Origin of the sequence: Sphingopyxis sp. 113P3 (assembly GCF_001278035.1) — a bacterium.
In the GTDB taxonomy this organism is placed as follows: domain Bacteria; phylum Pseudomonadota; class Alphaproteobacteria; order Sphingomonadales; family Sphingomonadaceae; genus Sphingopyxis.
This window is the reverse complement of record NZ_CP009452.1, coordinates 1,759,107-1,771,571: the sequence shown is the minus strand read 5'-3', so window position 1 is coordinate 1,771,571 and position 12,465 is coordinate 1,759,107. Positions and strand designations below refer to the sequence as shown.

General features: G+C 62.1%; 13 protein-coding genes. 7 read left to right on the top strand and 6 right to left on the bottom strand.

Translation table 11 applies throughout. The features are described from left to right. Positions 1–4 precede the first annotated feature (4 nt). A complete protein-coding gene (grpE, locus tag LH20_RS08530; RefSeq protein WP_053553839.1) occupies positions 5–577 on the top strand; it encodes a nucleotide exchange factor GrpE in 573 nt (190 codons plus the stop codon). Positions 578–663: 86 nt separating this feature from the next. Here the strand turns inward: grpE and def are convergent, their stop codons facing one another. Further along, the gene (gene def / locus LH20_RS08525; protein ID WP_053553838.1) at positions 664–1,197 is read right to left on the bottom strand and encodes a peptide deformylase; all 534 of its coding nucleotides are present in this window, start codon (positions 1,195–1,197) and stop codon (positions 664–666) included. A 178-nt stretch (positions 1,198–1,375) separates the two neighbouring features. Continuing rightward, positions 1,376–1,972: a recombination mediator RecR gene (gene recR / locus LH20_RS08520; RefSeq protein ID WP_053553837.1), complete on the bottom strand. Its 597-nt coding sequence runs from the start codon at positions 1,970–1,972 to the stop codon at positions 1,376–1,378. A gap of 35 nt (positions 1,973–2,007) precedes the next feature. On the opposite strand from recR, the gene fmt reads away from it, so the two are divergent. Beyond that, positions 2,008–2,928, top strand: a complete 921-nt coding sequence (gene fmt / locus LH20_RS08515) for a methionyl-tRNA formyltransferase (protein ID WP_053553836.1) — start codon at positions 2,008–2,010, stop codon at positions 2,926–2,928. Then, positions 2,925–3,665, top strand: coding sequence for a tRNA pseudouridine(38-40) synthase TruA (gene truA, locus LH20_RS08510; protein ID WP_053553835.1), 741 nt, complete (start codon positions 2,925–2,927; stop codon positions 3,663–3,665). Before fmt ends, truA begins: the two co-directional genes overlap by 4 nt. Positions 3,666–3,884: 219 nt before the next feature. On the opposite strand, the gene LH20_RS08505 is transcribed toward truA, so the two are convergent. Together LH20_RS08505 and LH20_RS08500 are read right to left on the bottom strand one after the other, a co-directional pair. Beyond that, the gene (locus LH20_RS08505; RefSeq protein ID WP_053553834.1) at positions 3,885–5,117 is read right to left on the bottom strand and encodes a type II toxin-antitoxin system HipA family toxin; all 1,233 of its coding nucleotides are present in this window, start codon (positions 5,115–5,117) and stop codon (positions 3,885–3,887) included. Continuing rightward, complete coding sequence (locus LH20_RS08500) at positions 5,117–5,494, bottom strand: helix-turn-helix domain-containing protein (RefSeq protein WP_053553833.1); 378 nt, start codon at positions 5,492–5,494, stop codon at positions 5,117–5,119. The genes LH20_RS08505 and LH20_RS08500 overlap by 1 nt, the downstream gene beginning before the upstream one ends. Before the next feature lie 177 nt (positions 5,495–5,671). On the opposite strand from LH20_RS08500, the gene LH20_RS08495 reads away from it, so the two are divergent. Continuing rightward, positions 5,672–5,851, top strand: a complete 180-nt coding sequence (locus LH20_RS08495; RefSeq protein ID WP_053553832.1) for a hypothetical protein — start codon at positions 5,672–5,674, stop codon at positions 5,849–5,851. Between the two features lie 297 nt (positions 5,852–6,148). Here LH20_RS08495 and LH20_RS08490 read toward each other — a convergent pair whose 3' ends face one another. Beyond that, positions 6,149–6,676, bottom strand: coding sequence for a CarD family transcriptional regulator (locus tag LH20_RS08490; protein WP_053553831.1), 528 nt, complete (start codon positions 6,674–6,676; stop codon positions 6,149–6,151). Positions 6,677–6,989: 313 nt separating this feature from the next. On the opposite strand from LH20_RS08490, the gene LH20_RS08485 reads away from it, so the two are divergent. Next, positions 6,990–7,808 (top strand): SDR family NAD(P)-dependent oxidoreductase, encoded by an 819-nt coding sequence (locus LH20_RS08485; protein WP_053553830.1) that lies wholly within the window; start codon positions 6,990–6,992, stop codon positions 7,806–7,808. Positions 7,809–7,919: 111 nt separating this feature from the next. Here the strand turns inward: LH20_RS08485 and LH20_RS08480 are convergent, their stop codons facing one another. Continuing rightward, positions 7,920–10,028 (bottom strand): sodium-translocating pyrophosphatase, encoded by a 2,109-nt coding sequence (locus tag LH20_RS08480; protein WP_053553829.1) that lies wholly within the window; start codon positions 10,026–10,028, stop codon positions 7,920–7,922. 259 nt (positions 10,029–10,287) lie between these two features. On the opposite strand from LH20_RS08480, the gene LH20_RS22870 reads away from it, so the two are divergent. Together LH20_RS22870 and LH20_RS08465 are read left to right on the top strand one after the other, a co-directional pair. Then, positions 10,288–11,057, top strand: a protein-coding gene (locus LH20_RS22870) for an IS5 family transposase (RefSeq protein ID WP_144423492.1) whose coding sequence is annotated in 2 segments (ribosomal slippage) — positions 10,288–10,603 and positions 10,603–11,057 — 771 coding nt in all. Because the reading frame shifts where the segments join, the coding sequence is not laid out codon by codon here. 87 nt (positions 11,058–11,144) lie between these two features. Continuing rightward, the gene (locus LH20_RS08465; RefSeq protein WP_053552719.1) at positions 11,145–12,449 is read left to right on the top strand and encodes an IS701 family transposase; all 1,305 of its coding nucleotides are present in this window, start codon (positions 11,145–11,147) and stop codon (positions 12,447–12,449) included. Positions 12,450–12,465: the final 16 nt, after the last annotated feature.

The following is a 12,465-nucleotide window of genomic DNA, read 5'->3' as shown; positions in this document are numbered from 1 at the left end:
GTTTATGACAAACACCGAAAACGAGACGCCCGTCGAAGACGGAACGCCCCTTGACGCTGAAACTGCCGAAGCCGCTGCGACCGATGCCCCTGCGGGCGAAGCCGAGCCGCAGGACGAGGCGGCAAAGCTTGCTGAACAGATCGCATCGCTGCAGCAGGAACTTCTCTATGCGCGCGCCGAGACGCAGAATGTGACCCGGCGCAAGGACAAGGAAATCGCCGACGCGCATGCCTATGCCGCGACCAAATTTGCGCGCGACATCCTGTCGGTCGCGGACAATCTCGGCCGTGCGCTCTCCGCGATCGGGGACGAGCAGCGCGAGGACGAGAAGTTCAAGCCCTTTGTGGCAGGTCTCGAAGCGACCGAACGCGAGCTGATGAGCGTTTTCGAACGCCACGGAATTACCCGCATTGCAGCGATCGGCCTGCCGCTCGACCCAAACCAGCATCAGGCGATGCTCGAGATTCCAAGCGACAAGGAGCCCGGCACGATCGTGCAGGAGATGCAGGCGGGATACATGATGAAGGACCGCCTGCTGCGCCCCGCGATGGTCGGCGTCGCAAAGAAGGCGGACTAAGCGCGACGCGTCGCCCCAGCGAAAGCTGGGGCGGCTATTCTTCTGTCAGGGATGGTGAGCAGCGGAGGCTTCGCCGACAACGCCGGTCAGGCCGCCTTGCGCATTTTGGCGAGCTTCTTCAGCACCATTTGGCGCTTCAGACGCGAGAGATGATCGATGAAGAGAATGCCTTCCAGATGATCATGTTCGTGCTGGATGCACGTTGCCATGAGGCCGGTCATGCGTTCGCGGTGATGATTGCCGTCCGCGTCCTGCCAGTCGACCGTGACTTCAGCAGGGCGCGTTACCTCGGCATATTGCTCGGGGACCGACAGACAGCCTTCCTGATAGACGCTATGCTCTTCTGAAAAATCGGAGAAGACAGGATTGATGAAGACGCGCGGATTGCGGATCACGCGCTTGCCCTCTTCATCCTCCGGATCGGTTTCCTGAAGGTCGATCACGAGGATGCGCTTTGCCACCCCGACCTGAATCGCGGCTAGCCCGATTCCGGGCGCATCGTACATCGTCTCGAACATGTCGGCGACGAGCTGCTTCAACTCGGCGTCAAACGTCTCCACGGGCTTCGAGATGACGCGCAGCCGGGGGTCCGGGGTCTCTATGATCGGTAATAGGGCCATGAGGGTCAGGTATGATCGCAGGGGCGCGGGGTCAAGGGGCCCTCTTTTGAGCTCACTTGCGCGCTTTCCTCGCCTTTGTCGCACTCTCGGTGCCGGCAGATTTGGGGGGAAAGGCAAATTTGCCTGCGCGATCAAGCCCCGCGCGAGACATTACGCACGCGTACCTTGCGATCCGCATTTAGCCCACCGGGCGCCTGGCCCTGAGCGCCTGCGCCAGCGTTCCCTCGTCGAGATAGTCGAGTTCGCCGCCGACCGGGAGGCCATGTGCGAGCTGGGTCAGGCGAACCGGATAGCTCTCGAGCCGCTCGGCGAGATAATGCGCGGTCGTCTGCCCCTCGAGCGTCGCGTTCATTGCGAGCACCACTTCGTCGATGCCACCCGCAGCGACGCGGCTTACGAGCGCGTCGATGCTGAGATCCTGAGGCCGCACGCCCTCGAGCGCCGACAGCCGCCCCCCCAGCACATGATATTTGCCGGGGAAGAGCCGCGACTTGTCGAGCGCCCAAAGGTCCGACACCTCCTCAACGACGCAGAGACTGCGCGGGTCGCGGCGCGGATCAGCGCAGATTGCGCACGGGTCCTGCGTGTCGACATTCCCGCATATCGCGCAGGTAACGAGCCTTTCCGACACAGTCTCAAGAGCAGCGAGAAGCGGCGCGAAGGCGGTTTCGCGCTTCTTCATCAGGTGCAACACGGCGCGCCGCGCCGAGCGCGGGCCAAGGCCCGGAAGACGGGCAAGTTGCTGGACGAGAGCTTCAATCTCTTGCGATGCCATGACGGATGGTCTTAAGCGGCGCGCTGGAAATGACAATGCGCATCGCCTTCATGGGAACGCCGCCCTTTGCGGTGCCGACGCTTGCTGCACTCCACGCGGCGGGGCACGAGATTGCGGCCGTCTACACGCAGCCGCCGCGTCCGGCGCAGCGCGGCAAGAAGCTGCAGCAAAGCGCGGTGCACCAGTGGGCCGAGGCCAATGGTCTCTCGGTGCGCACCCCGAAGAGCTTGAAAAGCGCCGAGGAGCAGGCGGACTTCGCCGCGCTCGATCTCGATGTCGCGGTGGTCGCAGCCTATGGGCTCATTCTTCCGCAGGCGGTCCTCGATGCGCCGCGCGCGGGGTGCCTCAACGTTCATGGATCGATCCTCCCGCGCTGGCGCGGCGCGGCGCCGGTGCAACGCGCGATTCTCGCAGGGGACGCCGAGACGGGCGTGACGATCATGCAGATGGACGCCGGCCTCGACACCGGCGCGATGCGGCTGATCGGGCGCACGCCGGTCGATCACAAGACCGCGGGCGAACTCACCGACGAACTGGCAGCGATGGGCGCCGAACTGATGGTGAAGGTGCTGAGCGACCTACACGCCTTCGCGCCCGAAGCGCAGCCCCGTGACGGGGCAACCTATGCCGCGAAGATCGACAAGAGCGAGGCGCGACTCGATTTTCTGACCAGCGCTGTGCAGGTCGAACGTCAGATCCGCGCTTTCAACCCCGTCCCTGGCGCGTTTTTCGAACTCGAGGGTGAACGCTACAAGCTACTCGCAGCCGAAGTGGTCCATCCGGCCGAGACCGTCGCCGGCGCGGCGCCGGGCGTGACCCTCGACGACGCGCTGACGGTCGCGTGCAATCCTGGCGCGATCCGCGCGGTGCGCGTGCAGCGGGCTGGCAAACCGGCGATGGACGCAGCAGAACTCCTTCGCGGGCGCGCGGTCCCCAAAGGGACACGGCTCGCTTGACCCGCTTCGCCCTCACCATCGAATTCGACGGCCGCCCTTTCATGGGCTGGCAGCGCCAGTCGCACGGGCCGAGCGTACAGCAGGCGATCGAGGAAGCGGTGACGCGGATCACCGGCGAGGAAGCCGCCGTGCATGGCGCAGGACGCACCGATGCCGGCGTCCACGCGATCGCGATGCGCGCGCATGTCGATATCGAAAAGCCTCTCACGCCCTTCCGGCTGATGGAGGCCTTGAATGCGCAGCTTCGCCCCGCCCCGGTCGCGGTGCTCGCATGCGAGACAGTGGCCGATGACTGGCATGCGCGCTTTTCGTGCATCGGACGCTCCTATGAATATCGCATCGTCAACCGCCGGGCACCGCTGACCTGGGACAAGGGGCTATCGTGGCAGGTTGCAAAGCCGCTCGATGCCGACGCGATGCACGGCGCTGCGCAGCTGCTCGTCGGGCGGCACGATTTCACGACCTTCCGCTCGGTGCACTGTCAGGCGGCAAGCCCGGTCAAGACCCTCGACCGGATCCGCGTCAGCCGCCACGGCGATGAGATCATCGTCGAAACCGCAGCACGCAGCTTCCTTCACCATCAGGTGCGCTCGATGGTCGGCTGCCTCGTGATGGTCGGCGAAGGAAAATGGGCGGCACGCGACCTCAAGGCGGCGCTCGACGCCGCAGACCGCGGCGCGCTCGGGCTGAATGCGCCGCCCGACGGGCTCTTTTTCGTTGAAGCGAGATATCCGTAGCGCCATTGACGGCGCGGCCGACCCGCAGAAACCCACGCGCCTGCTCCCCACATTGCCGGCACTTGTTCGATATGCATGGTGAGATCTGCCGCCCTACCGCGCGTTCATCGAAAAGGAATCTGATGGCCAGCAATTGTCGGCACAATCGACGTGCACCCATACGTTAAATTATTCGTCGAATATGGAGACTTTAACGCGTTTAATGATCATATTTGATAGCTAAAGAGAAAGCGCAATTTCTGTCTGATCATTGAGGAACGCCCCCTCATACTCTCGCGCCTGACTTCCCAAGACGCCCGTGGATCGCAACGCTTCACGCCAACCTTGGGAAACACGGCTCGCTGCCTCGCGAATAATCCGTCGCGCATCCTGCTCGGTGATTTCGAAGAAATCGCAAGCTTCGAGGGCAAGCCGAATCGATCGGTCATGTGCGCCGCCCTCCATAATCGCCGTTTCAAGATGCGGATTGCGGTCTGGCGCTGGATTCACATCGAAGATCGGGGATAAGCGCCACCGACCTGATCCCACGTAAATGAAGCCGTGATTTTTCAGATGGTCGTCCTTGTTCGACACAAGGATCGTAAAGACCAATCGAAGGAAGAGCTCCCGGAATTCTCCCCGTGGGTCGTCGGAGTACGTCCGTATGAAATCGACGATTTCAGTGTAAGATCCAAGCGCTGCCCCGGTCTTGCCCAAGGCAGTACGGGCCGAGATATACGGAATGCGAGTGGCCCCGCGCCGATCGAACCGCCGGATGAGCGCGACAGGAAAGGGAGTATCGGCAAGTTCCAGCCGCGCGGCTGGTGTGCGGATCCCGCAGGCCTGTGCCAGACGAAGCGTGGCTACCTCGACCCGTTCAATCGGTTGCTGATCATGAACTGACGTGAATTTCGCCAGCCAAAGTATGTCCCCATCCTTCACATTTGCTTTGGGACGCGCGCCACCAGATCCACCTGCGCCGGCGAGAAACTGCAGATCTTCAGCAGCAATCTCTTTGCCCTGCTCATAGGCGCGCGCGAGGGCTGTGATCGCGTTCAGGTCGACGAGACGCGGCAGCGCGTCTGCCGCCTCACCCCGAATGAGCTGCCCCTCGTTATCAAGAAACCGCAGCGCACCTTGCCGGCAACTATCGTCGGATAGCGTCAGATACTCGAACTCGGAAAGACCACTTCCATATGCGCGCTCGAGAAGTCTGCGACCCCATGTATCCGGAGCGGCATCAGCGATGGCACCCGGGAGCGCATCACGCATGTTTCCGGGCTGTCCAGACGTATGGAACGGTCCTCCCTCAAGAGGAAAATCCGGCTGAACGGCAAAAGCACGCGGGCTCTCGATCCACGCTCGATCATAGGCGAAGGTGGAGTACTGACGCGGGCCGTTCTGCGTGAAACGCAACAGACCGACCGGTGCCCGGCTTTCGCCCAGAACCACATGGGCAGTAAAATCGGCCATCAGAAGGCCACGCCGTCCGGATCCACGATATCCGTCTCACCCTGCCCGAACTTCGCAGTGAGCTTCTGTCTCCGCAGTTTGGTCGCAAAGGACCGGCCGCGACGCGGCAAGTGTTCATCGGCCAATGCCAATCCCAGATCATCTTTACGGATATCAATCAGATCAGCCAGCCGCTCCACCAGGCCCAGAACGACGAGAATATCGGCAAGCGTGCCGACGGCCACGCCGGCATCACCCTTCTCGAGGCGTGCGATAGAACTCGGCGACGTCCCTGCGCGCACCGCCAGATCCGCGACCGTAATCCTTCGCCTCAGGCGCGCACCACGAATGTCGCGGCCAAGTCTCTCGAGCGCAGCTTTAGACTTCGGGGAACTCATATCTTTAAACCATATTTGAAACGTAATCCTAATTAATGTTTCATATATGATTAGTTAGATAATTTGTCAAGGGCTCAGAGGCGGGACTGTCTGTAAACCTGGAGGACCTGCATCAGCCAAGCACCGAGGAAATCGAGGTCGCCGGCAATGCTGCAAGTCAGCTCGTGAAACCAGACGGTGAGCTTCGTGCGGGCGCAGGGCGGGCAAGGGGGTGCAGCGGAAGCTATCAGCATTCCGGCCAATATCTTTCGCGTGATCACCGCGATGCTCAGAGAGATGGACAACGACACTGCCCGCACGGCCGTACCGGTGGCTGCCGAACCGACGAAACAGCAGGTGGCTGATCGTCTTATTTAGCCCGCCTCATCTCATCAGGCTTTTTGAACAGAGCCAAACGGAATTTGGCATGGTCGGCATGCATGACAAGCTCCCGGCGCGCGGCGTGGCGGACACGCGACAAGACGGCCAGCAAGCGCCGCGAGATTTGCTGGGCTCAGTTTAGTCGAGGACGAGCAAATGAGAGGCGCGAGTAGATGGTGGTCGGACGCCGTCCGGGCAGCGCTCAGATTTCCGGACGAGCGCCTGAGCGCGGAACCACCTACGGAAAAGGGCGGTCCTCTCGGACCGCCCTTTTCTTATAGCCTTACGAGGCGCTTAGGCTTTTTCGGTGTAATAAAGCGGCGCATGCTCGTTGAGGATCTGGAGGATCTTCGCCTGCGCGGTCTTTTCGTCGCTTTCCTCCATCGCGGCGAGTTCGCGCGCGAGGCGGCTCGATGCCGCTTCGAAGATCTGACGTTCCGAATAGCTCTGCTCGGGCTGGTCGTCGGCGCGGAACAGGTCGCGGGTCACCTCGGCAATCGACACAAGGTCACCCGAGTTGATCTTCGCTTCATATTCCTGCGCGCGGCGCGACCACATGGTGCGCTTCACCTTCGGTTTGGTGGTGAGCACCTGCAGCGCTTCCTTCAGCGTCTTGTCCGACGACAGCTTGCGCATCCCCACGCCTTCCGCCTTGTTGGTCGGGACACGCAGAGTCATTTTTTCTTTCTCAAAGCGCAGGACATAAAGTTCAAGCTGCATGCCGGCGATCTCCGACTTCTGCAGTTCGATGACGCGCCCCACGCCATGCTTGGGATAAACAACATAGTCCCCGACTTCGAAGAGGAGGGTATTTGCGGACATGCAAGTTCCTTTCATTGATCTTGCCGCGGGATGAGCGTCAAAACTCCGGTGCATCCGGCCCTCGCATGAGAGGGGGATCGAGCAACTGGGTCGGCGCTAGCCCGTTAAAGTGGCAAGGGATATGGCTCCATCGGAACGCCGGACGATGCCCGCCGCGAACGGCGAAGCGGGGGAAAAGTTCGACGCGTTGACATTTATTATAGCAGAGTCGCAACAAAATTGCCACCCCGCGGGGAAATCCGCGGAATCAGCGGCTTGACGAGGATTCCGGTCCGTTTCACCTTGCTACGGAAAATTAGATGGGGATGATGTCATGAAGGATCAAGTCTGGTGGGTAACGGGTGCCTCGTCAGGGATCGGAGCGGCGCTCGCGCGCGGGCTCGCCGCGCGAGGTGCAAAGCTGATCCTCTCGGGGCGCAACGTCGCAGCGCTCGAGGCAGCGGCGAAGGACATCGGCCCCGGTACGATGATCCTTCCCTTCGAGGCCACCGACTATGCCGCCCTCCCCCGCATGGTCGAGGAAGCCTGGAACTGGTGCGGCCGCATCGACGGCCTCGTCAACAACGCGGGCATCTCGCAGCGCAGCCTCGCGGTCGACACCGATTTTGCGGTCTACCAGAAAATCATCGATGTCGATCTTCTCGCGCCGATCGCGCTCACGCAGCAGCTTCTGCCGCGCATGCTCGCGGCTGGCGGCGGGCAGATCGTCGCCATATCGAGCGTCGCAGGGATTGCCGGCGTTCCGCTGCGCAGCGCCTATTCGGCGGCGAAGCACGGGCTCATCGGCTATCATGACGCGGTGCGCGCCGAAAACGAGCATCTCGGCCTCAAAGTCCTCGTCGTCGCCCCGGGATCGGTGGCAACCAACGTCAGCCGCAACGCGCTCAACGCCGACGGCAGCGTTCGCGGCACAAGCGACAAGGCGATCGACAATGGCCTGGCGCCCGAAACCGCTGCAGAGCGGATTCTGGAAGCGGTGGAGGCCGGCAAGCGCGAGATCGTCGTCGCCGAGGGCGCCGAGGCCGAGGTTCCCGGACTGCGCCGTGGCGATCCCGATGCGCTGTTCGACCGGATGAACGCGTTGGTGCAGGCAGGCTATGCGCAGCAGATGGGCGCGAGAGCGGCGTCCTGAGGCACTTCCTTGAGGATGTGAGCGACCGCTCCCTCGTCCCTCGCCCCCAGCCCAGCAAAAGCCCCGCCGGATCGCTCCGGCGGGGCTTCTTCTTCACCTTGAAGCCAAGCGTCAGCCGGCCGCATGGCCCGCCAGCGCCGCGAGCAAGAGCAGCGCGACGATGTTGGTGATCTTGATCATCGGGTTCACCGCCGGTCCCGCAGTGTCCTTGTAGGGATCGCCCACGGTATCGCCCGTCACCGCGGCCTTGTGAGCTTCGCTGCCCTTCCCGCCGTGGTTGCCGTCCTCGATATATTTCTTGGCATTATCCCACGCACCGCCGCCCGCGGTCATCGAGATGGCAACGAAGAGGCCGCCAACGATCACGCCGAGGAGCAGCGCACCAAGCGCGGCAAAACCCGCTGCCTGGTCGCCCGCGACCCAGCTGATCACATAATAGACGACGATCGGGGCCAGCACGGGCAGCAGCGAGGGGATGATCATCTCCTTGATCGCTGCCTTGGTGACGAGGTCGACCGTGCGCGCATAGTCGGGCTTGGAGGTCCCCGCCATGATGCCAGGGTCGTTCGCGAACTGCTCGCGCACGTCCTTCACCACGTCGCCCGCCGCGCGGCCCACCGCGGTCATGCCCATCGCACCGAAGAGATAGGGCAGCAAGGCGCCGAGCAGCAGGCCGACGATGACGTACGGATTTTCAAGGCTGAAATCGACCGACAGGTTCGGGAAGAATTCCCGAAGGTCGGTCGTATAGGCCGCAAAGAGCACCAGCGCGGCAAGACCCGCCGAGCCGATCGCATAACCCTTGGTGACCGCCTTCGTCGTGTTGCCGACCGCGTCGAGCAGGTCGGTTTTCTCGCGGACCGAATCGTCGAGCCCCGCCATTTCGGCGATGCCGCCCGCATTGTCGGTGACCGGGCCATAAGCGTCGAGCGCAACAACCATGCCGGCAAGCGCGAGCATTGCGGTTGCGCCGTAAGCGATGCCGATGAGCCCGGCGAGCTGATAGGCGATGATGATGCCCGCAACGATGACGAGCGTCGGCAGCGCCGTCGCTTCAAGGCTGATCGCAAGACCCTGGATCACATTGGTGCCGTGGCCCGTTTCCGACGCCTTGGCGATCGAGCGAACCGGGCGGAAGCCCGTGCCGGTATAATATTCGGTGATCCAGATGATCAGCCCGGTGATGACGAGTCCGAGGAGCGAGCAATAGAAGAGCGAGCGGCCCGTATAATCGGTGCCCGGGATCACGGCTTCCATGCTGCCAAGCGCGTAGCTGGTTGCGAACCAGATCCCCGCGATCGACAGGACCGCCGAAACCAGGAAGCCCTTGTACATCGCGCCCATGACATTGTTCGAGCTGCCGAGGCGCACGAAATAAGTACCGATGATCGAGGTGACGATGCAGACGCCGCCGATCAGGAGCGGCAGCGCCATCAGCCCACCCAAAAGGTCGCCGGCGCCCTTCAGCAGCAGCGCGGTGAGAACCATCGTGGCGCCGACGGTGACGACATAGGTTTCGAAAAGGTCGGCCGCCATGCCCGCGCAGTCGCCGACATTGTCACCGACATTGTCGGCGATCACCGCGGGATTGCGCGGATCATCCTCAGGAATGCCCGCCTCGACCTTGCCGACGAGGTCGGCACCGACATCCGCGGCCTTGGTGAAGATCCCGCCGCCAAGACGCGCGAAGATCGAGATCAACGAAGCGCCAAAAGCAAGCGCGACGAGCCCGTCGACGACGGTGCGGTCTTCGCCGCCGACACCCTTGCCCATCTGGGTGGTCAAAAACCAGTAGAAGACCGAGATGGCAAGCAAAGCGAGCCCCGCGACCAGCATGCCGGTGATCGCGCCGGCGCGAAAGGCCAGCGTCAGGCCCGACTGCAGCCCCTTTTGCGCGGCTGCAGCGGTGCGCACGTTCGAACGCACGGAGATGTTCATGCCGATGAATCCGGCGACGCCGGAGAGGATCGCACCGATGACAAAGCCCGTCGCGGAGACGCCGCCGAGCGTCGCGAGGATGATGACGGCGACGACGACGCCCACGATGGCGATGGTGGTATATTGGCGCTTCAGATAGGCCTGCGCGCCCTCCTGAATCGCCGCGGCGATTTGCTGCATCTTCTCATTCCCCGCCGAGGCGCCAAGCACCTGCCGCGAGGTAATGAACCCATAGAGCACAGCCAAAAGGCCGCACGCTATCGCGATCAAAACCGGATTCATGCGTGTCTGTTCCTTCCCCAATGAGAAGGGCGAACGCATAGATAGCAGTCGAACGTCCGACTTATTGTTGCCGGCTCGCTCTCTCCCCTGATGCGACCGCCCCAAATTTTTGACGGCCGGGTTATGGGAAGAAAGAATGCCGAGCACAAGCCCGCATTAGTAAGGGTCCCGGCCAAGGTGGTTTTAGGCGGTAAACTCATAAACTGAGTTGCGCGAGGCGGCAGTGATTGATTCAAGGCTCGGGAAAGGAGTCTTGGAGATGCGTCGCCGTTTTGAGCTGACAGATTTCGAATGGTCTGTGATCGAGCCGCTGCTTCCGAACAAGCCGCGGGGCGTGCCACGTGTGGATGATCGCCGGGTGATCAACGGGATATTGTGGCGGTTCCGCACAGGCAGCCCCTGGGCGGATATTCCGGAACGCTATGGTCCACACACCACCTGCTACAATCGCTTCGTGCGCTGGCGCAAAGCCGGTGTGTGGGATCGGCTGCTGACGGCAGTTTCCCATGCCTTCGACGGCGAGTTGGTGATGATCGACAGTTCCTCCATCCGGGTCCACCAGCACGGTGCGACCTTAAAAAGGGGGACCCAAATCGCTGCATGGGACGTTCCCGCGGCGGTTTGACGACCAAGATCCACGCACTGGTTGATGGACGAGGCCTGCCGATCCAGCTGCACTTGTCCGAAGGACAGGCGAGCGATTGCAAACAAGCTGATCCGCTGCTCGGCGCCGTGCCGGAAGGCAGCACCTTCCTCGCCGACAAGGCCTATGACAGCGACGCCATCCGCGCGCGGATCACAGCACAAGGCGGCTTCGCCAACATTCCCGCCAAGCGCAATCGCAGGCAGGGCTTTGTGTTCAGCACCTTCCTCTACCGATATCGCAACCTGATCGAACGCTTCTTCGGAAAACTCAAACACGCCAGAGGCTTGGCCACCCGATACGACAAGCGAGCCGACAACTTCCTCGCCGCCATCAAGCTCTTCTCAGCACGCCTCTGGATCAACGCTTATGAGTCCACGGCCTAGCACTACTTTGGCAGAAATGTGATTTTTGGGATTCCCAAAAGGAGATTTCCCTGATTCATGGGGAGCCAGCTTTTATGGAGGCTGGCGATGTCAGAGGATTGGCGCAATGATCTTGAGGTTTGGCTGACGCCATTTTTGTCGGCGTTGCGGCACAAGGCGCGGAAGCGTGTGTGCCCGGCCTATATCGCGGGATTGATCGGCCCCGGTGACCGCAAGAGCGTGCAGCCGATGGCGGCTCGTGATGGTGAGTTTGGCTACGACCAACTGCATCATTTCGTCGCGGACGGGGTGTGGGATAGTGCGCCGCTCGAGGCTGTTCTTCTGAAGGAAGCCGATCGTCTGGTTGGAGACGAAGCGGGATATCTGGTCATTGACGATACTGCCTTGCCGAAGAAGGGCCGTCATTCGGTCGGCGTGGCTGCGCAATACGCCTCCTCCCTTGGCAAGACCTCGAACTGCCAATCCCTCGTTTCGGTGACGCTAGCGTCCGGGGAGGTTCCGGTGATGGTGGGCCTGCGGCTCTTTTTGCCTGAAAGCTGGACGGACGACGCCCCCCGCATGGAGCGCGCCCGTGTCCCCCAGGAGCGACAAGTCGCTCGCACAAAGCCGGAGATCGCTATCGAGGAGATCGATCGGGTCATTGCCTCGGGCACTCGGTTCGGCTGCGTTCTAGCCGACGCCGGCTACGGGGCGAGCGGCCCCTTCCGCCAGGCTCTGAGCGAGCGTGGTTTGCGGTGGGCGGTGGGCATGTCACGGCGTCAGAATGTCTATCCGGCAGACACCGGGCTGATCTTTCCCGAGGCAGCAACAGGCAGGCGCCGCAAATATCACGTCCCCGACCGCACCGCCGTTTCTGCCGAAAAGATGCTGGGAGAAGAAAAATGGAAGAAAATCAGCTGGCGACGCGGGACCAAAGGCAAGCTGACCTGTAAATTTGCGGCATGCCGCGTCCGGGTGGCCGATGGCCACAGGCACCGCATGAGTGACGGGCGGGTCCAGGCCATGCCCAGCGAGGAGGAAGTCTGGCTGGTGGGGGAACGGCGCGAAAGCGGAGAGCAAAAATACTATCTCTCGAACTTGCCAGCCGACACGCCGATCAAGGCGCTCGCCGGTGCCATCAAGGCGCGGTGGATCTGCGAGCAGGCGCATCAGCAGCTGAAGGAGGAACTCGGTCTCGACCACTTTGAGGGCCGATCATGGACCGGACTACACCGACACGCGCTGATGACGATGATCGCCTATGCCTTTCTTCAGTCCCGCCGTCTAAGCGCAGCGGGGCGGAAAAAAAAGAAACTCGGGACCGCCGCCGCAACCGACCATGCCTGCCGTCAGGCAGGCGATAATCAACCTCTTCGCAAGACCGCCACCGACGATCTGCCCTCACTGCAATAAACTGGTTACAGCGACC

What these genes read in the sequence shown, in the direction of transcription:
- grpE (WP_053553839.1), top strand. Translation starts at nt 5, where the DNA reads ATGACAAACACCGAAAACGAGACGCCCGTCGAAGACGGAACGCCCCTT.
- def (WP_053553838.1), bottom strand. Translation starts at nt 1,197, where the DNA reads ATGGCCCTATTACCGATCATAGAGACCCCGGACCCCCGGCTGCGCGTC.
- recR (WP_053553837.1), bottom strand. Translation starts at nt 1,972, where the DNA reads ATGGCATCGCAAGAGATTGAAGCTCTCGTCCAGCAACTTGCCCGTCTT.
- fmt (WP_053553836.1), top strand. Translation starts at nt 2,008, where the DNA reads ATGCGCATCGCCTTCATGGGAACGCCGCCCTTTGCGGTGCCGACGCTT.
- LH20_RS08505 (WP_053553834.1), bottom strand. Translation starts at nt 5,117, where the DNA reads ATGGCCGATTTTACTGCCCATGTGGTTCTGGGCGAAAGCCGGGCACCG.
- LH20_RS08500 (WP_053553833.1), bottom strand. Translation starts at nt 5,494, where the DNA reads ATGAGTTCCCCGAAGTCTAAAGCTGCGCTCGAGAGACTTGGCCGCGAC.
- LH20_RS08490 (WP_053553831.1), bottom strand. Translation starts at nt 6,676, where the DNA reads ATGTCCGCAAATACCCTCCTCTTCGAAGTCGGGGACTATGTTGTTTAT.
- LH20_RS08485 (WP_053553830.1), top strand. Translation starts at nt 6,990, where the DNA reads ATGAAGGATCAAGTCTGGTGGGTAACGGGTGCCTCGTCAGGGATCGGA.
- LH20_RS08480 (WP_053553829.1), bottom strand. Translation starts at nt 10,028, where the DNA reads ATGAATCCGGTTTTGATCGCGATAGCGTGCGGCCTTTTGGCTGTGCTC.
- LH20_RS08465 (WP_053552719.1), top strand. Translation starts at nt 11,145, where the DNA reads ATGTCAGAGGATTGGCGCAATGATCTTGAGGTTTGGCTGACGCCATTT.